20 protein-coding genes are annotated in these 26,689 nt (G+C 41.3%); 3 read left to right on the forward strand and 17 right to left on the reverse strand.

Annotated features, from left to right (window positions below; translation table 11 throughout):
• Position 1: 1 nt before the first annotated feature.
• From IW510_RS07005 to IW510_RS07055, 11 genes are all read right to left on the reverse strand, one after another.
• Complete coding sequence (locus tag IW510_RS07005) at positions 2-2,173, reverse strand: peptidase domain-containing ABC transporter (RefSeq protein ID WP_202058126.1); 2,172 nt, start codon at positions 2,171-2,173, stop codon at positions 2-4.
• Between the two features lie 13 nt (positions 2,174-2,186).
• Positions 2,187-5,294: a type 2 lanthipeptide synthetase LanM gene (lanM, locus tag IW510_RS07010; RefSeq protein ID WP_202058127.1), complete on the reverse strand. Its 3,108-nt coding sequence runs from the start codon at positions 5,292-5,294 to the stop codon at positions 2,187-2,189.
• A gap of 160 nt (positions 5,295-5,454) precedes the next feature.
• Complete coding sequence (locus IW510_RS07015; protein ID WP_202058128.1) at positions 5,455-5,670, reverse strand: mersacidin family lantibiotic; 216 nt, start codon at positions 5,668-5,670, stop codon at positions 5,455-5,457.
• 202 nt (positions 5,671-5,872) lie between these two features.
• A complete protein-coding gene (locus IW510_RS07020; RefSeq protein WP_202058130.1) occupies positions 5,873-8,341 on the reverse strand; it encodes a SpaA isopeptide-forming pilin-related protein in 2,469 nt (822 codons plus the stop codon).
• 232 nt (positions 8,342-8,573) lie between these two features.
• Positions 8,574-9,281: a winged helix-turn-helix domain-containing protein gene (locus tag IW510_RS21550; RefSeq protein WP_202058132.1), complete on the reverse strand. Its 708-nt coding sequence runs from the start codon at positions 9,279-9,281 to the stop codon at positions 8,574-8,576.
• 458 nt (positions 9,282-9,739) lie between these two features.
• Positions 9,740-12,031 (reverse strand): VWA domain-containing protein, encoded by a 2,292-nt coding sequence (locus IW510_RS07030; RefSeq protein WP_202058134.1) that lies wholly within the window; start codon positions 12,029-12,031, stop codon positions 9,740-9,742.
• Between the two features lie 33 nt (positions 12,032-12,064).
• The gene (locus IW510_RS07035; protein WP_236674638.1) at positions 12,065-12,733 is read right to left on the reverse strand and encodes a hypothetical protein; all 669 of its coding nucleotides are present in this window, start codon (positions 12,731-12,733) and stop codon (positions 12,065-12,067) included.
• 12 nt (positions 12,734-12,745) lie between these two features.
• Complete coding sequence (locus IW510_RS07040) at positions 12,746-13,624, reverse strand: BsaA family SipW-dependent biofilm matrix protein (protein ID WP_236674639.1); 879 nt, start codon at positions 13,622-13,624, stop codon at positions 12,746-12,748.
• A 75-nt stretch (positions 13,625-13,699) separates the two neighbouring features.
• On the reverse strand, positions 13,700-14,458 hold the full coding sequence (locus IW510_RS07045; protein WP_236674640.1) for an LPXTG cell wall anchor domain-containing protein: 759 nt from the start codon (positions 14,456-14,458) through the stop codon (positions 13,700-13,702).
• A gap of 40 nt (positions 14,459-14,498) precedes the next feature.
• Positions 14,499-15,614: a BsaA family SipW-dependent biofilm matrix protein gene (locus IW510_RS07050; protein WP_202058137.1), complete on the reverse strand. Its 1,116-nt coding sequence runs from the start codon at positions 15,612-15,614 to the stop codon at positions 14,499-14,501.
• A gap of 108 nt (positions 15,615-15,722) precedes the next feature.
• Positions 15,723-16,490 carry a signal peptidase I gene (locus IW510_RS07055; RefSeq protein WP_202058139.1) on the reverse strand — a complete coding sequence of 256 codons (768 nt, stop codon included), beginning with the start codon at positions 16,488-16,490 and terminating at the stop codon, positions 15,723-15,725.
• Between the two features lie 632 nt (positions 16,491-17,122).
• On the opposite strand from IW510_RS07055, the gene IW510_RS07060 reads away from it, so the two are divergent.
• Complete coding sequence (locus IW510_RS07060) at positions 17,123-17,722, forward strand: recombinase family protein (protein WP_202058141.1); 600 nt, start codon at positions 17,123-17,125, stop codon at positions 17,720-17,722.
• A gap of 166 nt (positions 17,723-17,888) precedes the next feature.
• On the opposite strand, the gene IW510_RS07065 is transcribed toward IW510_RS07060, so the two are convergent.
• Positions 17,889-19,217 (reverse strand): aminopeptidase C, encoded by a 1,329-nt coding sequence (locus IW510_RS07065; protein ID WP_202058143.1) that lies wholly within the window; start codon positions 19,215-19,217, stop codon positions 17,889-17,891.
• A 145-nt stretch (positions 19,218-19,362) separates the two neighbouring features.
• Between IW510_RS07065 and IW510_RS07070 the strand changes: the two genes are divergently transcribed.
• Together IW510_RS07070 and IW510_RS07075 are read left to right on the forward strand one after the other, a co-directional pair.
• Positions 19,363-19,734 (forward strand): GntR family transcriptional regulator, encoded by a 372-nt coding sequence (locus IW510_RS07070; protein WP_202058145.1) that lies wholly within the window; start codon positions 19,363-19,365, stop codon positions 19,732-19,734.
• 14 nt (positions 19,735-19,748) lie between these two features.
• Complete coding sequence (locus IW510_RS07075; protein WP_202058146.1) at positions 19,749-21,128, forward strand: PH domain-containing protein; 1,380 nt, start codon at positions 19,749-19,751, stop codon at positions 21,126-21,128.
• A 67-nt stretch (positions 21,129-21,195) separates the two neighbouring features.
• On the opposite strand, the gene IW510_RS07080 is transcribed toward IW510_RS07075, so the two are convergent.
• The 5 genes from IW510_RS07080 to IW510_RS07100 form a co-directional block, all read right to left on the reverse strand.
• Positions 21,196-21,399, reverse strand: coding sequence for a heavy-metal-associated domain-containing protein (locus IW510_RS07080; protein ID WP_202058147.1), 204 nt, complete (start codon positions 21,397-21,399; stop codon positions 21,196-21,198).
• 91 nt (positions 21,400-21,490) lie between these two features.
• Positions 21,491-23,953 carry a heavy metal translocating P-type ATPase gene (locus IW510_RS07085; protein ID WP_202058148.1) on the reverse strand — a complete coding sequence of 821 codons (2,463 nt, stop codon included), beginning with the start codon at positions 23,951-23,953 and terminating at the stop codon, positions 21,491-21,493.
• A gap of 1 nt (position 23,954) precedes the next feature.
• Positions 23,955-24,404, reverse strand: coding sequence for a CopY/TcrY family copper transport repressor (locus tag IW510_RS07090; protein ID WP_202058149.1), 450 nt, complete (start codon positions 24,402-24,404; stop codon positions 23,955-23,957).
• A gap of 165 nt (positions 24,405-24,569) precedes the next feature.
• Positions 24,570-25,112, reverse strand: coding sequence for a dihydrofolate reductase family protein (locus tag IW510_RS07095; RefSeq protein WP_202058150.1), 543 nt, complete (start codon positions 25,110-25,112; stop codon positions 24,570-24,572).
• Between the two features lie 114 nt (positions 25,113-25,226).
• Positions 25,227-26,549, reverse strand: a complete 1,323-nt coding sequence (locus IW510_RS07100; RefSeq protein ID WP_202058152.1) for an MATE family efflux transporter — start codon at positions 26,547-26,549, stop codon at positions 25,227-25,229.
• Positions 26,550-26,689 lie beyond the last annotated feature (140 nt).

A 26,689-nucleotide genomic window follows, 5' to 3' on the forward strand; every position in this document is an offset into this window, starting at 1 on the left:
CTCAATACTCAGTTGAAAAAAAGGGGCGCTCGACGCTTGATTCTGTCGGCTCGTGGTAAATCGAATAGTAATGTCCTCTCTTTTGAATCAGCGACTCATGTGTTCCTTCCTCCACAATTCGTCCTTGATCAATAACCAAGATTCGATCAAAATGCTTTACGGTGTTCAACCGATGAGCGATAACGATACATGTAAAGTCATAATGCTTCAGCTGATTCATGATGAAGTTTTCAGAAATATTATCAAGAGAACTGGTTGGTTCATCCATTAGCAGCAGCTGTGTTTCCTTTACCAGTGCACGAGCAATGGAAATCCGCTGCATCTGCCCTCCGGAAAGGTTCATCCCGCCTTCTGAAATTGGGGTCTCAAGCCCCAACGGCAGATTTTGAATAATCTCGCTGACTCTGGAATCATAGATTGCCCGTTCCAGTCGTCGTTCATCAAACTTCTCCTGATTCATCACGATGTTTTCCAAAAGGGAGGCATTAAATATCGTCGGCTTCTGATTGACAATACTTGTAACCCGTTTAACCGATTCCTCATGAACGTTTCGGAGATCCTTGTGATTCACTTCAATTGAACCCTCTGTCGGTTCATAAAGTCCTGCTAACAGCTTCAACAAGGTACTTTTTCCGGAACCGCTCTTTCCGACAATCGCAATTTTTTCACCCGCTCGAACGCTAAATGAAATATCATCTAAAATATTTTCTTCAAAACGACTATATTTGAATGATACTGATTGGATATCAAGAGACTTGATATCCTCAATAACTGCAGCTCCTTTCTTCTTTTTCCGTGTCTCTGTTGCATCCAATATTTCGTTCAGCTTTCCAAAATAAGAACGCAGCAGTAAAATTTCTGTATAAGAATCAAACACAACAACGATTGGCGTGATAAAGGCTCCAGCCAATGAGTTGAAGCTGATGATTTGGCCCAAGGTTAACTCGTTGTTCATTAATTGAAAGACGCCAATATAGATTAACAGCACCGGTAAAATAAACTGGATTGAGGTTTGAATCGTTCGAACCCAGGTAGAAAAGCGATCCTTCTCTACACGAAGATCAATCTGCTGTTTAAAGTTCGTCAGCCATTTTTTATAAAACTGCTTTTCCGAGCCCGAGGATTTTACCGTCTCCATCCCCTCAAACAGCTCTACCAAAATCCGCTGTACACGCGACTGCGCCAACAGCTCTTTATCTGTAATTGCCTGCACCTTCTTTGAATTAACAAAAGAAATGCCTCCCATGATAAGTGCCCCAATTAGCGCAACCATTGTCATTTGCGGCGAAATCGACAGCATTAAGATTAAGTAAATAAATACAAACAGAAAATCAACAAACAATGTCAGCATTCGTTGACTCATAATCTGCTGAATAATCACACTTAGATTTGCTCGAAAAATCAAATCACCGGTTGACCGGTTGACAAAAAAGCGCAGTGGTAAATGCATAATTTTTTTCATAAAGGCCTTCATCAAGGTTAAATCGAACAGCTGCTCTAAAACAATCAAGGTTAGCCCTCTCGCTACCTGAAGTAAATAATACGCAATGAACAGCAAGGCAATTCCCCAGCCAATTTGAGTAATCAGCTGCCCCGGCGCCTGTGAACGATCGATAATTAGCTGCGTTAAGCGAGGCACTAAAATACTGACGCCCTGTATCAATAACGTCAAGCCGATAAAAACAGAAGCTTTCAGCTTTTGTTCTTTGAATATCTGTTTAAAAATTGATAACGCCGCATTTTTCTTTTTCTCAGTTTGAGAAACGTTGATATTTTCCTCTTCAATCAGCAACGCAAAATCCGTGAATAAGCCCGCAAACTCTTCAAAGGATATCTTTCTTTTACCAAGAGCAGGGTCCAAAATAACCGCTGAATCCTCTGTCAGCTTTTCCAACACCACATAGTGTCGATTCTCCCAAAAGCAGATGACCGGTTCTGTCTGTTCCATCAAAATGTCAAATTCCAACACTCGAATCGCTTTGGTTTCTATCCCACGTTCTTCCAATATCTCTTTCAGATTCAGTAAGGTGTTACCGCCTTTAGGCACACCGTAGATATCTCGAAGCTGATTCAGCGTTGCCGGGTCCTTATAATAATTCAAAATCATTGTCACACAGGCAAGACCACATTCACTATGCTCACTTGGTTCGACAAATGGTACTTTCTTTTTCAAGTCAACTCCCCCCTTAACAGCCTTCCGGCAGCTCCAATGTTAATATATTGGCACTCATTTTCGGATTAAATAAACGTAGATATTGGTGCCCGATTCCAGAAAGCCCGGTGAACAACCCGTACTTCGGTACTGTCTTCAAGCCTTCAAAATGATAATAGGCTTGCTGCTGTTTACGTGCCAACCAGTCCATTTTCTCCTGCAGCTTTTCTAGCTGAGCAGGATTGAGATGCGTTCTCACACTCAGCAGATATTCCAAATCACCAAAGTTTCCATGGCAAAGACAATCATCTTCCTTCTCTTGCCCTAACAACCGATCCGCAGCCAGTAAAATCTCCTGATGAAGCAATGAATCTTCTACATTACTTTCCACCAAGTCCAAATACGCCATCCCGATACCTGTTGCACCGTAGCACCACAAGTCGTTGACAATAGGATATGCCGGTCTGAGATCCAGCCATCCCTTTTGCTCTGTATCAAAGGTCTTACGTTCTTCCTGTAATCCCCAGCGAATCAATTGCTCACTGATGTCATTTTCTTCAAGCTTTCTTACGCTGTTCGCTGCGTGAATCACGCCGGAATAGCCGTGTGCAAAGCCGCCCTGTGTCAAAGTTTCCGGCTTCAAATCTTGAAGCAGTTGCTTGGCAAATTGATGGTATTGTGTGTTACCGGTCACCTTAAACAGCAAAGTGAATACCTTGATAATTGACGCTGTTCCCCCAGTCCAATCGTAGCTGTTTATTTGTTCTTCTTGATAGTTTTCAATATATGCTTGAGCGATTCGTTCCGCCGCCTCCAACAGAACTGCTTTCTGGCTCAGCTTGAAGGAATAAAGTAACGGATATACCGCAGCAAATGAACCATAGAAGGCTGAGATACTCTCAATGTATTCGTCGCTTAGTTTAAGAACCAGTGCTTCACTTAATAGATACGCTTCCTTAAACCGCTCAGCCTTCGTCGCATGATAAAGCTCACTGAAATACAAATACAGACCGGTAATTCCGTCGTACAGATTTTCGTTCATAACAGTAACGATATAATTTTCTGCTGCTGTTTCCTCTACATTCTTCCAAGCAATGGATTCTTCACCGACAAAGGCCGTATCTATCAATCGTTGTCCAATTGCCGCAGCCATAGTCAAATAAGGATTTTCTTCCTTTTCCTCTTCCACTGTAATTGCAGTCTTCTGCAAATCCATTGAATGATAAGTGCCAAAGGAGGTGTAGAGATAGTCCAGCTGTTGCTCCTCTTCCTGCAAACTAAAGCGGCGAAGCTTCTCAATTTCTATAGTAATCGCCGGCTCCTCGTACATTTTCCCGACATCCTCGCCACGACTGGCCGTTAAATGACAGGCATTGGTGCGATTGAAAAAGATTGGGACATCATGCTGCAGCATATCCCTCACTTCAAAAGGCACTGGCTGCTCATTCGAATAGCTGTGCATCCATAAATTCTCAAACAACTTTTCCCTCTCGATATAATCAACCATACAGCTTGGATGCGTGGAATAATCCAGCAAATCACCGTAGCTCTGCGTCGTTTTGATAACATTTCTAACCAAAACATTGGAAAAGGCTTCTGTCACGCTATCAATCAGAAACGCACGATTTTCCCTGGCAAAAGCAGCAAACTCACTAAAGCCTTCAAGGATTAACTGCGTATAAGGCGTAAAATCTACCTTCTCACCTTTATACAGAGGAATATTCTCAGCCGCATCGGTCATATGCTCTTCATAAACAAACTGCATATTATCCGAATCAAAATTAATCAGCTTCAACACCTTATAGGGCAGCTTCTGCTGATCACCGCTTAACGCACTCAATTGAACCCCTTGAGCCGCTCCTTCTACCTCTCCGTCACTCTTTTCTTCAAACAAATAGATTGGAACCAACCCACTCATAATCACCGATTCCATATTGTCCATCTGAGCTTTAACAAGAGCATTCTCACTGTTCGGCGCCGGAAAGTTATTCTGAATAATTGTTTCGAGATCAATCATTACCGGATATTTGCCATGCGCAAGTATATTCTCCAAGTGGAAATCATTGCCATTCAATAGATAAACTAAAGCAATTGTATGTCCGAACTGACGATAATAATGCTCCAAGTCTTTGGTTGACTCGCACTCACTATGGGCCAGCCGTTCTTCAAAGGTATACTCCTTCTTCACAATTTTTTTCGTCAAATAGAAATCAAAGCGTGCATCTTTTTCCTGCAAACGTGAAACAAACTGATCGAAGCGAACACTGATTTCCAAATCCTTTGGTTTATAGACTAGTTCAGAACCATCGTCAAAGGTCAAAATAGCCACTGTTTTCCCTCGATCATGGGAGTCACCCGCCCCCATTCTCAAACGCTCCACACAAAAGCTCTTGCCAATACCAAAGGTTTTCTGCAGTTCTGTCTTACTCTCTGCCAAAGCTGTCAGCAGTGAGCGGAAATTGGCAATCTGATACCCCATAATTTCAGCCAGCATCCTCGTCAGTACCGGAAAGCTATAAAAGAATTGGAAAAGATTTTCCTTCTCATAAAAACGATGCGTCAGGTATTCTCTGAAGCGTTCCTTTTCGTCTTCACCAGTCAACACCAGCCCCTGTTTTTGATCGTGAAGATCATAAACGAAGGTTCGCAGACTAATGACTAAGAAACGGTTGATTCCTTCTTCTATGTAGTTACTCAACGCTTGTTCTGTTATAATAACTGTTGGAAAATCTTTTGCCGCTGCACGTATTTTCGAATCAAAATAATTGATGTGCAAACGCAGCGCGTAGGTAAAGTTTACATTGATTTGCTCTTTGATATCGCGTTGATCGGTATCCTCAGAGGCAAAAATGACGTTTGTCGTAATCAGCCAGTCCTCCTGTGACAGCTGATGATAGATATAGTCCTGCTCTGCCTCTGTCAGCGCTTTAACAGCGAAACCAAAGTCTTCCTCCGTCAGCTTCATATGAGACAGGATAGATTGAAACCGCTCGTCGGTGACTAACGTCGGGCGTGCTCGCCAGGCTTGGAAATTTGCTGCTTGTTCGTCAGTAGATAAACCTTCTTGTCCAGCATAAAAGTCTTTCAATAGTGTAAATCTCTGCTTGATAGATGTCGCTTTTGCTAAATGTTCAACTCTCATAAGTAACTCCCTTTTTTGATGGATATACCCACCATGATGATGTTTTTTCGAGGTACAGCCTGTGAAGCAACATCCTCGAATATGTATATTTTTACTATAAAAATAAGTGCTAGATAAGCACTGCTGGAACAGTTGCTTATCTAGCAAGTCTATGATTCAATTAACGCCAACCGCAACAACGGCTTGTAAAACAGCTATAACTGCAATTCGAAGAATAACAGTTGCTTGAAGATGATGATGAAGACGAAGAAGATGATGATGAAGACCAGCTCCAGCTTCCTCCGATTCCGAAGAAGCTTCCCTGAACTTTGTTCATCTCTTCCGGTGTCAATTCTTCAAACGATTTTCCGACTTTCTTTTCTGCTTGCTTATCCACTTTTTTTCCTCCCTTCACACAACACATGTTTTTGATATAAATACTCTAGTGTGAATCGTACTAAATAGTGCCGTATATCCCGCGCAGCTATTGCCTCCAAAGGAAGCAACCGTCTTTCTAGTCTGTACAGCGTATTTAGTTGGATTCATATATTTAAAATAGCCGCCTGAACGGCTATTTTAAACCAATGATAAACTTGTTTTTAAATGTTCAGGTTGACAATTGTCAGCTTATCTTTTTGGACTTTGAACGCTGCTGCATCTGCTACTTCGTCGAAGTTCAAGTTGACAGCTTCCATCGTCATTGCATCTGTAGAAGCATGGATTAATTTGTAATCTCCAACTGGAAGATACGTACTAATTTGACCAAAGGTATTAGTTTCTACAACTGAGATATTGTTCTTGCTGTCAACCATCCAGAATTTTTGCCCCTTCACGTCAAGAGAAGTTGAATAAACAAAAATCACGGCTCTTCCTTCATAAACTGGGGTTGGCTTAGGATCGTTATAAAATTTAAGTGTCACAGTATCGTCTTTGACAACTTCTGCCGGTCTTGTAGTAACGATATCCAGCTTATAGCCATCTGGTGCTTGTATTTCTTTCACTGAATATGAGCCAATCGGAAGGTTCGTCAAGTCGATTCTACCGTTTTCATCTGTTGTCGCTTGGAAAGTTGTATTATCTGGTCTCGTAATCTCAAAAACTGCGCCTGGTAAAGTAGTGGTAGTCGGATCTCCAGCTTCATCATTTGCATATTTGATGATTGTTAAGTTCCCTGTGTCAGGATCTGGCAATTTGCTATTTGGATGATGTACTTCTACTACTTTCCCTACTTCCACAATTACCGGATACATCGTTGTATCTTCTTCATACCCTGGAGGTGCAGTATGCTCAAGAATAAAATACTGTCCTGGTGCCAAACCTTCTACTAAAATCTCTCCATCTTGATTTGTAGTATAAGTTCCTACCAACAAATAATTTTCATCGTAGATTTCAAATACTGCACCTGGCAGATATACCACTGGATTAGTATCCTTCTCATACTTAACTATCTTGATTGCCCCTGTTGTTTCCTCTTTTACATTTTCTACTCTCACGCTTACTTTCGGCGTGTCTTTAGAAATCGTCACTTTAATTGGTGTTGCATCCAACTCGTAGCCGTCCGGTGCTTTGGTTTCCACTAACGTATACTCGCCGTATGGCAAATCACCCAACCAAGCAATCCCTTGGTTGTTTGTCGTAATTGTCGTTACGTAATTATTACTTGCATCATAGACATCAAAGACTGCACCCTCTAAACGAGTCCCTTCTTTATCTTCCTTAATGACTTCCAGCTCACCCGTAACTTCTTTATTCACAACTTTGACACTTGCCTTCGGTGTGTCTTTAGAAATCGTCACTTTAATTGGTGTTGGATCCAGTTCGTAGCCATCCGGTGCTTTTGTTTCCACCAGTGTATACTCGCCATATGGCAAGTCGCCTAGCTGAGCCACACCATTGCTGTTCGTCGTAATCGTCGCTATATACTTATTGTTCGCATCGTACACATCAAAGACTGCACCCTCTAAGCGAGTGCCCTTTTCATCTTCTTTGATGACTTCCAACTCACCCTTAGCTTCTTTTTTATTGACTACTGTCACACTTGCTTTTGGTGTGTCTTTAGAAATCGTTACCTTGATTGGTGTTGTAATCAGTTCATAGCCGTTCGGTGCTTTGGTTTCTACCAATGTGTATTCGCCATATGGCAAGTCACCTAATTGAGCTACACCATTGCTATTTGTTGTGATGGTTCCTACCTTTGTACCTGAGGCATTGTACACATCAAAAACTGCGCCCTCTAAGCGAGCACCTGCTTCATCTACTTTGATGACTTCCAAGCTGCCCTTGGCCTTTTTGTTTGTCACAACCGCTGTTGGACATGGCGTTGTTTTAGAAATAGTCACCTTAATTGGTGTTGTATTCAGCTCATAGCCGTCCGGTGCTTTGGTTTCCACCAACGTGTACACGCCATATGGCAAATTCCCCAATTGAGCTACACCATTTGCATTGGTTGTCACCGTACCAACCTTTGTGCCGGCTGAATTGAATACATCAAATGTCGCTCCTGCTAAAGGACGACCGCTCTCATCTACCTTTTTGATATTCAAACTGCCTGTTGCACAAGCCGGTTTATTATATTTTTTCAGACAAATCGTTACACAGGCCTTCAATGCCACTGTTGCCGGTGTACTTTCTAATTCGTAGCCTGTTGGAGCCTTTGTTTCAACAACTTTATAAGTGCCCAATGACAGCTTGCTTGATTTTGCTATTCCGTAAGCATTGGATGTAATTACCTCTACAACTTTTCCGGCACTGTTATAAATTGTAAATTGTGCTCCTGCCAGTTTTTTAAATGTTGTAGAGTCGTATTTCGTAATTTCTATATATCCCCCAAAAGTCGGTAAGAAACAACGACTATTTAAGCTAGCCGATGTTGCCTGTACGCCGTTTAATACGGCTGCTGCCGGATCAGTTGGGCTTTCCTGACCCACAGTTGAAACGGCGCTGTTCCAGCCGCCGCCTGTTGAAAGGTCGCCTGCTGCTTCTACTTCAATGGTTTGATTCGAAAAAAATACAAGTGCCATGATCATCATAATTACCGGATAAATTACTCTTCTAATACTTTTTTTCACTCTCAACTCTTCCTTTACATGCTTATTTTGTTACTCGCCTTGATAAAAATCAGAAAAAATCGGTGCCTTAAACACGCTCCCCTTTCTTTGTTAACTATTTTACACACTAACAATAGTAACACAAAGTTCGAATATCTTCACTACAAAATATATAATTCTTTCAAAAGATAAACGAAAAGAGGGACGAGGAATGGCACCGATACTTCTACTTATCTCGGTTTTACTTTACTCATTAATCCACTTTATCAGTGGGTGGCACAAACATGTATCCTTTGCTTCTCACCGTTTTAATTACGCTAAGATTTACCGGATCATTTTCCAGCTTGCTGCGTAAATGAAAAATGATGTTCGCTATTCTAGGCTTCCCATTCACTCGTTTGGTTCCCCATAATTTTTCGTAGAGCTCATCGTATTTGAAGGTTTTTTTAGGTTGCTTGCTTAGTACCGAAAGTGCACGATACTCCAGCCCTGTTAGGCCAATTTCGTCTTCTCCATTAACAATTACACTCTGATTATCGGGATTTAGTTCTAAACGATCTGAACGCTGGTTCTTAGCCAAGGTATGCTCAAAATCTTTCCCCAGCAATGCTTGTCTTCCTGTTAATGCATTTCGCACAATCAAGAAAAACTCTTGCCCTTGATCGCTAATGATATTTCCATCTACACCGAGCTGGAGATAAATCATTCGATTCACTTCAGAAATCTCATTTCCATATGTCCATAGGAGCATATGTCTTTTCTCCCGCAGCTTTGTAATCAACACACAACTATCACTAACATTTTTTTGATGCTCATCTACGATTACTGCTGCATCCAGAGAAAGGGCTTTGTCTATTTCTGATTTTTCTAACTCAACGATTCTGATATTCTCTTTAGATAAAAGTTCTTTTTGCTGTTGCTTTAGTGTACCGGATAAATTAAATACTCCAATTGTAGGCACAACTATTCCTCCCCTCTTTTATGTGTAACCATTTAACTCACTTAAAAAGCCATTCGTTGATTCTGCTCTCGCTATGAAAAGCAGCCAAACGACCTTTGAAGTCACCTTCATTCGTATTTCCAATAGATACTCAACTCCCAAAGAGCATCGTCAGAGATACTGATTTCAAATCATCTATTTTATTACCGGCTTTTCCTTTTCTATCGCTTAAAAGCCAGTCGAAACGACATCAAAATTGGATAATAAAAAGTACTGACACATCAATGCTCAATAATCAAGACAAGGAGCTGTGAGCATTTTCTTAATAAATGCTTTTCGCTAAAAGAGAAAGACCCGTGTTTCTTATCTCCATGTCTCTATTGGATGATTGTTGATGTCCAGTACTTTTTTAATTGAGCTTTTAGTATTCCTATGTGAGGCAAGCGCCTGCTTGACCCTTTATTTATGCTTACTCAGGTTTATGGTGTTCCAAACTTATTCACCTCATAGCCCCAACTATAAGGCCTAGGTGAGTCTTCTTCCTGTCCACCTGAATCTTTCCCCAGCTTCGGTTCAATGAACATCGTCAGCCAGTATTCAACTGTGTCTATGTCATAAGTCAATACCGCACCGTTTGTTGTGACTAAATCCGCAGTATTGGACGAGATATGCTTATTGCTTATATCAGCATTTGTTGTCGTTAGTATATAGCCATGTAATTCATAATATTCAGGAACTAAATCATCGATGGTGATACTTGCTTCACGATTTTCAATTGACAGCTTGTATTTTGTAAACAACGATTCCGTTACTTCTGCCGGCGTATTCTTGGTTGTACTGCCGGATGTCAAATTCATTACAGCTGTGGTTGAGTTAATCGCCGCATTGTAAAATGCCTTACTCGGAATAACCAACTCATCATGTGCATTTAGCACAACCTGACGAATATTCAGTGCCTTAGAAACCCTCCTGTTGTTCACAATAATTTCCAAATTATCGTAACCGGAGCTTTCAACAAACTCAAAGGCTGCTGTACTTCCTGTTGTATTATTACCATTGATATCAATGTCCACACTATATTTTTGCGATGCAGTTAATAGCTCGGTGACATCATATTGGGTATCAGCTTTCCACGGGTGCACCGTTTCAAGGAATTGACCATCTGCTTTAATTTTAAAGGCGTCATTCACGGTGTACTGGTCGTTACCATAGGAGACATCGAACTCTTCTGTTGAACCTGTAATTTCCTGATCGTCTTCATCAAATAGCTTCTTCATCAAGCGAACGATTGTTGGCTTAACCTTCGGAACCTCAAAATTCAACGTGTGGTCATCGTCAAAGGCATCTGTATATTCAAGAATCGTCGGACCATTCGTTTCTGCCAACCCATTGCCATCCAAAATTGCCAGTACATCATTTGTACCGCTTACTCGATAGGTCAACTCAGCGTACATGATATCTTCATCCGGATCGCTGCTGATTGGATTCAGCATTTCACCAATTTCCCATGCAATCACCTGTGAACCAGGTGTTCCGGAAACAGTCACCGTACCCTGTGATGCATTCGTATCAGTCACCGTACCATTAACAATAAAGCCAGTTCCCATTGGATCTGTTACATTTGCTATTTTCACATTGCCGACAAACTCTCCGGCAATCTCCATCAAAATCTCTTCCAAATCATCGGGTGTTGCATCATAGCTTTTATCCGGAGAGGAAGCGACCTTTTCCATTACTTCTTTTGATGTTCGAATAATTTCAGAAGCAGGCATTGTCGGAAGAGCAACCTGGGCATCCAAGTCCAAACCAATCGTATAAATATCTGTAATCAGTTTTTCACTGCTGCCGGCTGCCAGAAGCTCAGCTTTACTAATTGTTGCTTCAGCAATCGTGCTATTCGCGTGATTGGCATACATATATTGATCATCCGTTTTTCCAGTTAAGTCGTATTCTGGTTCTCGGGCAGCTCTCAAGTGAGAATCCCCTGTACCATACTGGCTGGAATAGTCAAAGAACCCTTTTGGAATTGTCTGAACCGTTTGATAAGCTTCCCTAGTAGGGTAAAATGCATGAGTAAAGGATTCCATTCCAGATAACTTATTGTACGGGCTTAACGGTGAATAGCTAAGCGTCGGTACCCCATCTGAAATCAAGACAACATTTCTGCTGTTTGTCGTACAATCTTGAATTAACTTGGTCGCTTCTTTCAGTGCAGCCTGTGTGAATGTTGCACCTTCAATCGTCGGTTCCAAATCATCAATCTTATCTAACAATAGCTGTCTGTTCTCACTGTTTACAAATGTTTCCGTCGTTCCTCCAGGTGTATATTGAAATGTATGCGTCGTAACCGAACTGTCATACGTTATTAACGCTATCTTGTGCAAGTAATTGTCTTGAAGCAATTGCTCCACAAAGCTTTTTGCCGCATTTTTAGCCTTCGGCATCCGATCTCCAACTGACATACTGCCAGAGGTATCAACAATCAATACAACTTCAGCCGCTGGTGGTGGGAAGCTGTGACGAGCTTCTACACGCAAGGTAATATCCCATTGATTCACCATGCCGTCTACTGCTTCAGCTGTTTTACTGACACCAACCTCACCATAATCTAAGCCAAATTGATTTCTCGCTGCCGCACTCTTTTCTGATTCATTCGCCTTGATTGGCGCATTTGTTGATAACAAAGACTGGGAAAAAAAGATTATACTGATAAAGAAAAGGAGAAGTGCTGCAAGCTTGAACACACCCTTCTGATTTCTTATTTTGTTCATTCTCTTCCTCCTTTTGTGTCTGTTTTAGTTAGATTAATTTCCATCTGTTTGATCTTTCAACAGGTTATCCACATCCAATAATGGACTTGCTGAAGGTGTCTGGCTATTCCACCAAGCATCACGGTAAGCATACTTTGTTGCACCAATTCCTTCGACCTTAATTTCAAAATCAAGGACTGCCCCTGTATACTCATCAGTGATATTCGCCTGATTCATTCTTACAATAGTAAATAGAGGAGCCGTTTTTTCACCGGCAGTCAATTTTTTCTTGTAATAAAAATACCCATCTTTTCCATCTACCCAATCCGTAAGATTGTAATCGATTGTCAAAACGGCATCTGAACCTTCAGTAGTCGCCGGCAATAGCGTCACTGCACCGCCGCTGCTTGTTTTAGTAATAACTGGTAAAGCCAGAACACGGACAAAGCTGTTCATATCACCAGTATTCTTAACCGTTACTATTTTTTTGTAGTCCTTTTCCGGTTCAAAGGTGCCCGGTGGAACGAACTCTTCTTCGATTTCTGTTCGTAAATCACTGATACGAAACTCATTTTGCTTTTCATCCGCATCAGTCAATGCTGCATAAGTCTGCTGAAGCCCTTTATAGGCAAGCACAGAAAGAACAGCAACTATCGCAAGGAAGAACACAGACATTTTATTCAAAAGCAGCTTTTTTTTCGATTTCTTTTCTAACTTTTTCAATGTGGCTCCTCCTTATTTTTCTAAATAGTCTCTGTACATTTCATGAACAGCACCTAGCTGAGGTAAATCCCAAGCGTCCAGAATTACTTCTGTCGCATCATGGGCATCCATCACTGGATTGAATTGATATAACGCTCCTTTGTATTTATTAGGTGCGCTTGCATTGAGCGTGATACTATTTAATACTGGCTGAGTGGATTGTCCGGGATCAACTAATTCAGAGTAATAGAAATAGCCATCACTATACAACCAGTAGTCTGTTGTACCTGCCGGCGGTGCCGAGGTATAAACATGACCAGGAATATCCAAGTCAAACCACTTGAAAGGGCCATTCCCCCGACCGGCATCCTGAAATTTGAACATTTCAGTTCCTGTTGAGCGATCAGGTACCACTGCCTCTTTCGCTATATAATATTTTTCGTCATACTTATAGGTTCCACCTGCCAATGCAGCCGGCTCCCACGTTGCCACATTTTTACTATTGACACTTGGTGCAATTTCCGATGCAGAAAGCTTCAAGTTCCCATTTCCAGTTTGATCGGTTACATCAATCTCAAATAGCAGGAGATACTCATAAAACGCCACACGAATAAGTGCCGGTACATTTCCTGTATTTTTTACGCGAACCACCTTCTGGGTTTTTAGCCCCGGCTGCCATTGATAGTTTGCCTCAAAATCTTCATCTATTTCTGCAGCTAAGCGTGTACCAACAAAATTATTTTCTTTTTCATCTTGTGAAGTGAACCAAGCATACGTACTTCCCAGAACCATCAAACTGGAAAAAAAGGAAACCAGTAAAAGTATTGGAAGCTTGTTACTGTTCAACGAAAAGCTCCGCTTTTTTTTCTGTTTCTTCTTTAGCAAACGACCCGTTTTCTTTCTTTTCGACATTTGCTTCCCCCTTATCATTTAATCGCTCTCCGGAAATACATATAGTCATGCACATCCCTGTTATCCCATTTCGCACTAGGATTTCTTTTTATCTAAAACCTTGTGTTTGACAATCAATAAAGCCAACATGACCAAGAACATGCCAATAATGACAAAGACCAGCGCATTTCGCCATTCTTCCCCTGTGTTTGGTAACTTAAAAATATCTTTACCTGGTGTCGTACTGCTTGAAGTTCCAGGTTTTGTCACATCATCACTACTGCTGCTTCCAGTATCAGGCAGCTTTGTTTTTACAGCCTTGAAATGCCAAATATTTTCTACAATATTTTTCTCAAAGAAATCTGAATTTCCATATTCCGCCCCATCCAGCTCAAAATACGCTTCCAGCATCCGGGTATCTCCACTTTTGAAAGTTCCCAGGTCTACTGGTGATGCGACATCTTGAAGGTTGATTTTGCCGTTATCTCCGGACAGAGGCCCAGAGTAAATCACTTCTCCGTCATAGATTAGTTTCATTTGAATCGCTTCTGACAAATCCAAAGTTCCTTGAATCAAGGTCGGTTTACTGACACGCATCGTCAAATGGTAGGGAATATCTCGTTCTAAGTTGCTAATAGTAATTTTTACTGACCAGGCTTTTCCCGGCATGACATCACGTACATCAATCAGGTATTCGCCATCATCTTCAATCTTTATCCCCTGATCGTCTCCAATTACCATCCCGGGAGGAAGTTCTACAGCTTGCGCTGCATCAGCAATAACTAGTGACAAGAGTAGGAAAACTAATCCTACGCCTATATATATCGCCTTTCTAATCTTGCTTTTCATTTTCATTTCACTTCCCCCTCAGTTGGTAATCAAATCAAATTAGTGCTTATTTTGCCGGTGTAATTGCTTTCAATGCAGAAGCAATTTTCGCGCTTTCAGAGCCTGCAGCCGGTGTTGGTAACCATTGGTCTACAGCGCCTTGGAATGCGGAAATACCTTCAGCGTTTACAGTCAAGTCATATTGCAGTTTGCTGTATGAATTATCAGCAGCACCCAACAATGTTACAGCATCCAGTAATTGAGTAGTCAATGCACCTGGAGCAACAACGCTTGTATAGTAGAAGTAACCATCATCTGCGTTAAAGAACCATTTGTCTGCGCTAGTTGCAGCAGTTGTAATGTTATTGAACAACAGTTCGATTGGATGTTGTTCATTTGGTGTTACAGCAGTATTAATAAGTGAAGTTAACACATCGTTGTTACCATCAACAAATGCAGGAGTTGGATTGTAAATTGTTGGAGCTGTCCAATCTCTTGTAATTGCTGCTGCGTAAGTCAAATCGATATAAGACATTGCAGCTGCTGATCCGGCTTTCAGACTGATTACGCCTGTCACTTCATCACGGTCATATCCGTTAATACCTGTCGCGTGGAATTCTTTTGTTCCATCTGACCATACTTGACGATAAGTATAAGTAATAACGCCAGTAACAGGATCTGTTTCAGATTTTTCTACAACTTTCAATGTGTACGTACCAGCGTAGTCTCCACCGGTAATTGTGATTGTTGGTGCAGTTGGGAAGTTAGATGCTGTATATCCAGTAGCTGGAAGCTCGCCAGGAACAAGATACGCTTCTTTTTCCGTTTTACCATTCAATTCAGTACCAGTAGTTGTTTGTTTTGCTACATGGTCATTTAATAATTGTAATGACTCATCCAGTCCAACACGAATCAACGCATCGTATTTCCCAACGTTGGCTACTTGTACATCCTTGTTTACTTCTGAACCCGGTTCCCAATCGGTCGGCGGTTCAAATGTTTCCACGATTTCAACGTCTTTACCCGTTGCAATCTCACCTTCAAAGTGGTTGGTCTTTGAATCTTCACTTGTAAACCAAGCGAATGTTGCGGATAGTGCGGCTACTGCTGCGAAAGCCCCAGCTGCAGCAAGTGCTTTTTTCTTCTGACTCTTCTTCTGAGTGTTATTCAGATTTTTTTTCATTTGTAGAGTTCCCCCTCTTAATATATTATTCACTCTTTGCTTAAGGTTGTGACAACTCTCAGCAAGTGCTCCCAAATGCCGTCACACTCTTACTCAAAAAGAAAATACCTATTTGTTCAAAAAGTAATACCGTATGATTGTTATAAACCCAAACACTGAAAGGATGAAGACGACAGAAACTACCACATTCTCCTGAACAAAATTCAAGACCCCTCCGACTTTTGGTATAACAAACACTTTTTTCCCGACTACCTGTTTGGCACTGATTGGAACATCTTCTGCTTTATTCGCATCACCCTGAGTAATGTAATATACCCCTTCCGTCTCACCCAGCTTGTCCATCTTTTCCTTCACCCTGTGGGTTAGAAAGGCTTCACTGGTAATACTTGGACGGAACGTTATGATATCTCCCACTTTTGCACTCTCACCTGGTATATCTCTTACAATGATGATGTCTCCTGAGTGAAACCCGCCTTTTTGTGTTTTTGGATCACTTGGAACCATCGAGTCCGTCAAGACTCCAAAAAAGCGATAGCCGAGAAATGATTTATTTTCATCACTGCTGGTAGCAAATAGAACCGAACCGACAACTACAAACAAGATAAATACATAAAAGAGAATGTTGAACAGCAAAGACATTGCTTTGGATTGTTTGGTTTGTTTCTTTTTTGTTGTCCTTCTTGAATTAGAAGTGTTTTTAGTATTTCTCTTTTTCTTTTTTGTTGACCCATTTGTTGACCCAGTTTTTTTCTTCTTAATCTTTTGAGGATTTCCAACAATCTGTTCTCTTTCTGCGAGCGTAGTTGATGTTTTTCTTTTTTTGGGATGTTGCAATTGCCGTTTTTTTTGTTGTTTCCGCTTTTTTTCTTGTTCCATAATTGACGACGATTCCCCCCAGCTACCAATTGTTACGTGCCAAATCATGCGATTCAGCATGCCTGAAAATAGTTTGAAATCGAGAAAGCAACTAACGTTGTTATTTAACACTACTTATCTTTTGCAGTTTCCTACACATTCCTATGGATGAAAAACAATAGAAATAGAAGGTTCTGACAGACTAGAACCTTCTAAAAAACTAATGATATTGAGAAATGCAACTAACATGCAAAAAAAAGAATATGGACAAAAAGGAAAGTCCTTTTTATCCATATTCCCAAGTGTGTCCACCTAATTTAAATAACAAGTGGTTCTACTTTCTAAAAAACATTAGTTTATTATAAAGATATCGAGTCGTCAACATATTTTTTTAATCCTGTAAATTATTTTTGAAAGGAGTGAATGATTTTTGATGGATACAGGATGAAAAAAACTGACTTGATAATGATTAGACTGGCGTAACACCAGCTTATTCGAAGAAATAGGATGCGGAAGAGAGAAGCATTTTATCAAATTAAAAAGAAACTATTTTTTAATACCAATTATATAGAATAACTATTTTATATATATAATTTTTGATTAAAGTCTTCATTTCAGCCGCATACAGGAATTTATGAGGAGTGTGAGGTAAAATGGCTATTATCGGCTATATGCGGGTAAGTACCCATCAGCAAAAATTTGATTCACAGCTGCAGGCATTAAAACATTATGGAGTAGATAAGATTTATAAGGAACGAGAAAGCGGAAGAAATCCGGCACGCAGCGTGTTAAACACCGTTCTTCAGAAGCTGCGAGCCGGAGATACCTTAGTCATTTTCAAACTTGACCGTCTCGCACGCGGTACACGACAGCTGCTTGCTTTATTAGAAGAGTTCGATAGAAGGAAGATTAATTTCGTCAGTATCCAAAACAATATTGATACCAGTACGCCAATGGGCCGATTCTTCTTTACGATTATGAGCGCCTTTTCAGAAATGGAGGCTGAATTAATTCGTGAACGTGTCCTAGCCGGATTGGATGCAGCGAGAGAAAATGGCAAGCAGCTGGGCAGGCCTCCGCGTACCGATGAGGTCAACCATGCATTGGAGCTATATGTAAACTCTGACCTTTCAGTCTCTGAAATCGCAGAGAAATGCAATATCTCTGTCCCAACCGTCTACAATCATATAAGGAAGCGAAATTTAAGCAGACCCACACACATAAAAACGAAAAGAGTACCACAAAAGCAGTAGCAGTCCTACGCGCTACTACGCTGGTCTTCCCTGATTTTTAGCTATGAGACTCTTTTCAAAGAATAATTTAAAACACATATGAAACTAAGAGAAGATACATAAGAGAAAAACGGGACAACTCCCACGAATGGGTAGTCGTCCCGTTTTATTATGTTACTGACACCACTTAAGCTAGGGCCCCCATTGGATCCCAAGGAGCAAGAACTTTTGGTTCTTCTTCCCAAGCCTTCACTAACTCGTCATCCAGCAACTCTTTTCGTATAACGATTTGATACGTATATTCATCCATCCAGGCATCACTCATTACGAAGAAGCCCTTTTCGCCTACTTTTTCTCCCCAACTGTTTTCGACTTTCCATTTTGTAGACTCTCCATCAACGATATCTACACCAGTCAGAACCATTGCATGCGTCATTAAGCTTTCTCCGTAATCAAGACGTTCTGCTTTGCTCATCGTGAAGTCAATATCGAATAGCTCATTAATTTCATACGCATTCAATGCCATAATTCCGTTGTTCCGATTAGAGGACTGGCCAACATCACAGCCGAACCAAACAGATTCACCTTGCTCTAACTGTTGCACGGCTAGCTTTTTAAATGTACTCATGTCCACATTCAGGTACTTGACAGGCTTGCCACCGACAACATTCCCCAACATCTCCACTGTATAGGTTTTATTAAAGGGCTTATCTTTTGTCGGCGCATTAATCACACTAATGTACTCATCTAAGTCTACACCAACATATTTTTCATAGAAGGATAGCGGAGTCAAGTCTTTGTCAAGATGATAGTTCTTCTCTCCATCTCTATATTCAAAATCAAAGGTTTCCGGTGGTGTTCCTAAAGAAATCGCAAGGAAATTATAAATTTCCTGAAGCATTTCTTCTTTTCTAGCTTGGACTGCCTCAGCAGCTTCACCTTGTTCAACCAGCCTTCTAAGAGTGACCGCATCTTTGCGCAGCTTCTTATTTAAATAGTTATTCAATTCACTGGAATCAGAGCTGTTCTTACTTTCAGGCATAACAGTTTTGGGTACGACACCATATTTTTGGAATAGCGAAACTATCATATCCCATTGTCCACCGTCCTGCTGCGGTGTTGCTAAAAGAAAGGCAACCTTCCGAGAAGTCAGTTCCTGATCAGCCGTTGCAATAACATTTTCATAGAAGTAATTTGATTTCTCGTATTTATCCCAGAAAAATGTGTAGTTTTGGGACAGCTCAAAATCTTTTAGCTGAAAACTATTAATCATCTTATGACGAAATGTGTTTAATGCGGCAAACATCCAACAGCGGCCGCTCTTCTTTTGATTGGCAACTTTTCCGGTCTCCAAATCGACGGAGAACACTTGCACATTTTCTACCTTTGCTTCCTGTGTCTCGGCTGAGCCGGTGATTCCATTTCTCACCACAGCGTTCTGCAAAGCTCTCTGCTTCACGTCTCCAGCAAAGTCCGCTCTAAATTTCGTTGTTGCTTCTTTTCTAATTTCTGACATTATTCTCATCCTTTCAACTCACGCGCTCTTTTCCTATTATATGCCTCACATTCAAAACTCTCAACTACGAGCTCATTGCTTTTTTGTACCCTTTGTATTATAATTCATAATACAAAGAACGCAAAATCAGTGAGGTGTTTTAAACATGCTAATGGAAATAGATATGAAAAGTGATGTACCTATCTACCAGCAAATTCGTAATCAAATCGTACTGGGCATTGCCGGAGGAAAGCTGGTCTCCAATGAATCGCTTCCTTCCGTTCGACAGCTGGCTGACGAAATAGGTGTCAATATGATGACCGTTTCAAAAGCATACAGCGCTCTAAAGCTGGAGGGCTATATCGTCACCGATCGCAGAAATGGCACAAAAATTGCCGAATTCCCCGAAGCAACAGAATATTTTATCGAACAATTCGGTGCTTCTCTTGAGCTTATTCTAGCTGAAGCGGCCATTCATCAAATGGATGAAGTAGATATACATGCCATTGTCAGTCAAATTTTGAAAAACTTTAAATAAAGGATGTGTTCCCTATGAATATAATGCTTCTTCTGATTCTTATCAGTATCAACTTTTTGATGGCTTTCGTTGGCCGAATCGTTGCCAATCCACATAAAAATATTATTCTCGAGACAACCTTGCCCAAGGATAAACTGAACGACCCTCAGGTGAGTCTTGTTCGGCAAAGCTATAAAAAGATGCTGCTCATCATTGCTGCTGTGTTTTCTATTGTAGATTTACTGCTGTTGGTTATTCCTTATGATTCAATTGCCATCTTTTTCATGCTTCTGTCCACATTTGGAATGATTGGCGTCAATTATTATACGCAGATTCTGTATATCGGAAAAATGACAAAAGTCAAATTGGAAAATGACTGGATCTTACCAACCAAACCCTTATTGGTAGACACAAAGCTGATTTTGAAAAAGAATCAAAAGCTGATTAAGAGCTACTGGTTTCTTCCCAGCATTCTGATTTCTTTGGGAGGTATCCTCTATACAGCCTTGGCAGTAAAGCAACCGGTTGGTATGTTTTTGTTTGGAGCCATTTCTTTATTCACAGCAGGAATTTTTATTTTCTCCTATTATCTAATCAGCCGTCTACCGGTCAAAGCGTTAACCAGCGATGAGAAAATCAATCAGCAGGTGAATGATACGATGCGGCATTATTGGTCCCTGTTATTAGTCACCTCCGCATTGGTATTCAGCCCGTTGTCCTTCTTACCATCATTATCGTTCACGGTAGCCTATGGACGCATGATGTATCTGGTCATCGGTTACTTTGCTGTTGTGTTTCTGTATATCGGCTATACGTTTTTTCTCATGTTTCAGTTGAGAAAAACACAGGATCACTTGATTCTTCAAGCTGCTGATTACCGTTATGGAGATGACGATCAATACTGGCGCTACGGCATTTATATCAACCCTGACGATCCAAGAATTTTTGTTCCCGATCGTTTAGGAATGAATATTTCAACAAATTTAGGTCGTCCGGCAGGGAAAATCTCAATGCTTGCCTTACTGGTGATTGCTCTAGTGGCAGTTTTTGTTGCCTGCGTCCCCTTATTGATAAATGATTTTTCTACCAATCCGTTTCAGATGAACATCTCAGCTACAGAGGTTTCTTTATCTGCCCCATTTTCAAGAACACGGGAAATTTCATTAAAGGATATCAAATCGGTTGAGCTGGTTGATAAAATACCAAGCGACAGCATACGGATATATGGCTCAGCTACAGACCATTATCTGACAGGAGAATTTAAGGTCGCCGACGAGACCGCCTATTTATTAGTTTATAAAAAAGAAGCCCCTATTCTAAAAATCAAAACAAAGGACTACGCTTACTACTATACGAATAAGGACCCTAAAGAAACGAAAAAAGAATATCAACGACTTCAAGAAATATTGCCGTAAAATAAAAAAGCAGCTCACCTCATTCAATGAATGAAGTAAGCTGCTTTTTTAGCATCATACTATACGCTTATCCAGCTACCGTAAATTTCGTATCAGCTAACGCGGCTTCCAGCTGCGCGTTTGATAATTCACTGTTGGCTTCAATGGTTGCCTGTTTCGTGTCTAATTGAACATCAACGGCTGTTACACCATCGATTGCTTCAAATTTTTCTTTGACGATTCCTACGCAACCGTCACATTTCATTCCTTCGATTTTTACTGTTTGACTCATTACTTTTCCTCTTTTCTCTTTAGTATATTTTACAACGCTTTCTCTGTTCCATTTTTACATGCTTTCGGTTACTCTGCAAGACCAAGCCTAGCTATTTAGATGGCTTGAACCGTTTTAAGCGCAACGCATTTAGTAATACAGAAACGGAGCTGAAGCTCATTGCGGCTCCGGCAATCATTGGGTTCAACAACGGACCGCCGAATAGATGAAGCACACCCATTGCTACAGGAATCCCAAGTGTATTGTAGGCAAATGCCCAAAATAGATTTTCTTTGATATTTTTAATTGTTGACTTGCTCAACTCAACAGCTGTAGGTACATCCATCAAATCACTGCGCATCAGAACAATATCTGCTGACTCCATCGCTACATCTGTTCCTGAGCCGATAGCAATCCCAATATCCGCTTGTGCCAATGCCGGTGCATCGTTGATACCATCACCAACCATCGCGGTCTTGCGACCTTCAGCCTGAAGCTTCTTCACTTCTACCGCTTTATCCTCCGGCAATACCTCGCTAAGAACACGGTCAATCCCAACCTGTTTAGCAATTGCTTCAGCTGTTCGTTTGTTATCTCCGGTAATCATAGCCACCTCGATACCCATTTGATGCAACTTGGCAATCGCCTGCTTGCTATTTTCCTTGATTGTATCTGCAACGGCAATAATACCAGCCAGCTGGCCATCCTTCGCAATAAACATCGGTGTTTTCCCTTGCTCAGCTAATTGATTGGAGACTTCATAATAATCTCCAAGCTCAATTCTCTGATCAACCATCAGCTTCTTATTTCCCAATTGGAAACGGCTATTCTGAATGATTCCCTCAATTCCGTGCCCCGGAATTGCTTGGAAGTTTTCGATTGGATAAATAGTTAGTGCCTTTTCCTCTGCCGCGGATACAATTGCTTCCCCTAATGGATGCTCTGACCCTTTTTCAGCAGAAGCAGCGAACTGCAGTAATTCGTCTTCAGTTAATTCGTCGGCAACTAAGATATCTGTTACCACTGGTCTGCCTTCTGTAATCGTTCCTGTTTTATCGAATACGATGGTTTGAATTTTATGTGTAGTCTCCAACGCATCTCCGCTTTTTATCAGTACACCATTCTCGGCGCCTTTACCAGTCCCTACCATAATTGCGGTCGGGGTAGCTAAGCCCAATGCACAGGGACAAGCGATAACCAATACAGAAATCGTAATCGTCAGAGCGAATATCCAAGACTCCTGACCGATGAAATACCACGCTAAGCCAGACAGAACAGCTAATAAAATGACGATAGGTACAAAGACACCGGAAATTTTGTCCGCCATTTTAGCAATGGGTGCTTTCGAGCCTTGAGCGTCTTCAACTAACTTGACGATTTGTGCCAACGCAGTATCCTTCCCTACTTTCGTCGCTTCAAATCGAATCGTTCCATTTTTATTGATACTGGCACCAATCACTGCATCGCCAGACTTTTTCTCTACAGGAATGCTTTCCCCGGTCAGCATAGATTCATCAATCGAGGTTGTCCCCTCTACTACGACGCCATCCACAGGGATTTTTTCTCCCGGACGAACAATAATCACATCGCCTACACGGACATTTTCAATCGGTAAATCTATCTCCTGTCCATCACGAATCACTTTCGCACTTTTAGGCGCAAGCCCCATTAGCTTCTTAATCGCTTCTGAAGTTTTGCCTTTCGAAACAGCTTCAAAATATTTCCCTAATGTAATCAGGGTAAGGATTACTGCCGCAGACTCATAGTACAGCTCCATAGAAAAATGCGCATGGCCTTCAAATACCATGTAGGTTCCATACAAGCTATATAGGAATGCCGCACTTGTTCCCAGGGCAACCAATGAATCCATATTCGGATGTCCTTTGAACAGCGAACGATAGCCTACAGTGAAAAAACTTTTCCCAAGATATAACACTGGAATAGTCAAAATCAACTGAGTCATGGCAAACACAGTACTATTCATCATCGGATCAATCACGCTTGGCAGCGGTAAGCCAATCATATGCCCCATCGCAATATACAGCAATGGTACTGTAAATACCGCTGACAACCAGAAACGACGCCACATTTCCTGAATGTGCTGCTGCTTTTTCTCCTGATCGGCATCTGCCTGCTCACGTTCATGACCGGTTGATTCTTCTACAGCCTGAAAGCCGGCTTGCTCAACAGCAGCAGTAATCTCACCACTATTCAAAGCTGTTGGATCAAACTGAACGGACATTTTCTCTGTAGCCAGATTCACCGCCGCTTGTTCGACACCGGGCAACCGATTAACCGCCTTCTCTATCGTCTGAGCACAAGAAGCACAGCTCATCCCTTCTATTGCATACGTTTGTTTGATCGTTTGACCGACAGCAAGAAATCCTGCATCTGAAACTGCTTGTTTTATCTCTGCTTCCCCCAATTGGTCACCATCATATTGAATCGTTAACTTTTCCGTCGCAAGATTGACGCTGGCCTTTGCCACCCCAGTTAACTTACCTGTTGCTTTCTCAACGGACTGCGCACAAGAGGCACAGCTCATCCCCTCTATACCAAAGGTTTTTGTTTCCAACTCACTTCACTCCTTTACTTTCAATCAAATGACATTGGCACTGCCCCGGAATACAATTACAGGGAACCTGCTCAACAGCTGACTGCTTCTTTTCCTGTAAGAGCTGCTCAAGCTGTTCAATATCAGAAAAGCTTAATACACTGTCCTGAATCAGCTGCCCGACAACTTGCCCGACCTTACGGCTGCAGACCTTCGTCAACAGCTCATCAGATAAATCCTGAAGGCTTTTTCTTTCTTCAATCTGTGCATAATAAATAAATTTATTTCCCAAAGGCTTGGTAGCCAGCAGCTCTTTTTCTACTAAACGTCCCAGCAGCGTTTTAATCGTATTCTTCTTCCACTGCATCTTTTCGTTAAGAATCGTGTAGACATCGTTGCTGGTTGTTTCCTGCTGTGCCCAGACAACACGCATAACTTCCCACTCAGCATCCGTTATTTTCGATTCGGTCATTTTTATCCCTTCTTTCAAATTATCGATTACATTTGTAGTCGTTTAATTCATTTTCATTCTAACTGATTTATTTTCACCTGTCAAAGTTTTTATTTCGAATCCCTCCACCCATAGTTGAAGATACAGAAAAAGCATGGAATCAGCTGCTCCATGCTTAACCTCTTTCTATTCGTCTGTCTTCGAGTAAATCGATGTAATCATACCCTGCTCTATATACGAGTCCACCACACGAACCCGTACCGATTTGTTCATCTCCTTGAAAAGAGGAATCCCTTTGCCAAGAAGGATAGGCACTGTCGTAATCACATACTCATCAATCAGGTTATTAACAACTAACGGCGCGATAATTTGACCTCCGCCAACAATCCAAATATCCTTGCCCTCTTCTTCTTTTAGTCGTTGAACCAACTCATCCGGCTGCTCATCTGTAAAAATTAACTGCTCCTTACCCGCTATTGGATGATGTGTAATGATATAGGATGTCTTATCCTCATAGGGATACTCACCCGGTGTCAGCTCATTGACCAATTGATTATAAGTTGTTCGACCAAGAATAACGGTATCGATTCGTTCCAGCAGCTGTGTATAGCTGTCGAATGCCTCCACTTCAGGACTGGTATCTGCTGTCAAAAAATCAATTGACCCATCTACTTCAGCAATATAGCCATCCAAGCTAGCTGCTATATATAAAATAATTTTTCTGGACATTCTGTATCCTCCTTCAACTGACTGCTTTTTCTATTATACGATGGTTCCCAACGTTGTGATGAACATAATGCTCACACAGCTGAATCCAGTCGCTCCTTTTCCTTCCAGCGTAGATTAAGCCTTCATTTCTCGATGCAGCTGTTTCTGTGTTTTCACCAGAAGAAAAACACCGACAAAGAAAACCACGGATTCAACTAACGGCAAACTTGTCCATACGCCAACAATACCAAAAGCATTTCCTAGAAGGAAAACGGCAGGAATGATTAGCACGTAGCCTCTCAGTAATACCAAAACAAAGGAGTAATTTGATTTTGCAATTGAGGCAAAAAAGATACTGAATACGACATTCATCCCGGAAAAGAAGAAGCTGAAAAGATAGATGGGAATCCCTTGGCTGGCATAACGAATCAGCTCTTGATTATTGGTACTGTTGAAAAACTGAATGACAGGTAGTTGGAAAATGACCATGGCTGCATATAAACAGATACCAATTCCCAAACTAACAAAGCTGCCAAATTTTAACGCTGCCGTAACTGCAGAAAAGTTCTTCTTCCCGAATTCCCGACTAACAATCGGCTGTATCCCTTGAGCGGCTCCGGTAAACATCGATAACCCTATCAGAAAGATATTCGCAAGCACACCAAATGCTGCTACCGCAATATCTCCTGCCAACGAGAGAAGGACAATATTGAAGACTAAAATACTGATGCCGTTACTCATTTCAGTTAGGAAAGAAGGAATCCCCAATTTGATACTTTCCTTGACAGTTTTCCAGACAGGTGGTGTCCATTCTAAGCTAAGCAGACGATTGGGCTTCCGACGATGCATCGTCAAAATCAGCAGGCTGAGAATCGGTGAAGCAGCTGTTGCTAGCGCAGCGCCAAACATCCCCATCCCTAATGGAAACACTAGAATGTAATCGAATACGATGTTGAACAAGCTTGAGCCAATCATTGCTACCATCGTCAAATGAGGATTGTTGTCATTTCTTACAAAGCTCAGCGCAAAATTATTTACGACGAAAAATGGCGCCGCAATCAATATCACCCTTAAATAGGTCATCAGATACGGCATCGTTTCCGAACCACCGCCCAAAAGACCAGCCAACGGTTCAACAAAGAATACGCCGCATACGACGAAAATTAAGCCTAAAGCAATACTGATTATTCCTAATTGAGAAAAGTATTTTTTTCCCATTTCAGGTGCGGAGCTTTTATTAAGAGAAAACAGAGTGGCTCCCCCCATCCCCATCAATAAGCCCAAACCGTTGATTAGGTTGAATAGCGGAAGTGCCAGATTCAGTGCCGTCAACCCATACGGTCCCACACCATTAGCTATAAAATACGTATCCGCTAGAATGTATAAAGAAAGCCCCAGCATACTTAATACATTTCTGCTGACATACCCTGTCAGCTCTTTTCGTTCTGTTGTTCTCATCTCTTTTCCTCCAAAAAAAGAGCAGAATGATTATCCTTCGATGGCCTATCGGATAATCTCTCTACTCATGATTTATGCAAAACCCGGCGATTTTGTTTATGGCATAGTTATCTAGTTGTTCTGCATCTGATTTCTCAGAT

Origin of the sequence: Enterococcus sp. BWR-S5, assembly GCF_016745255.1 — a bacterium.
GTDB lineage: Bacteria > Bacillota > Bacilli > Lactobacillales > Enterococcaceae > Enterococcus_L.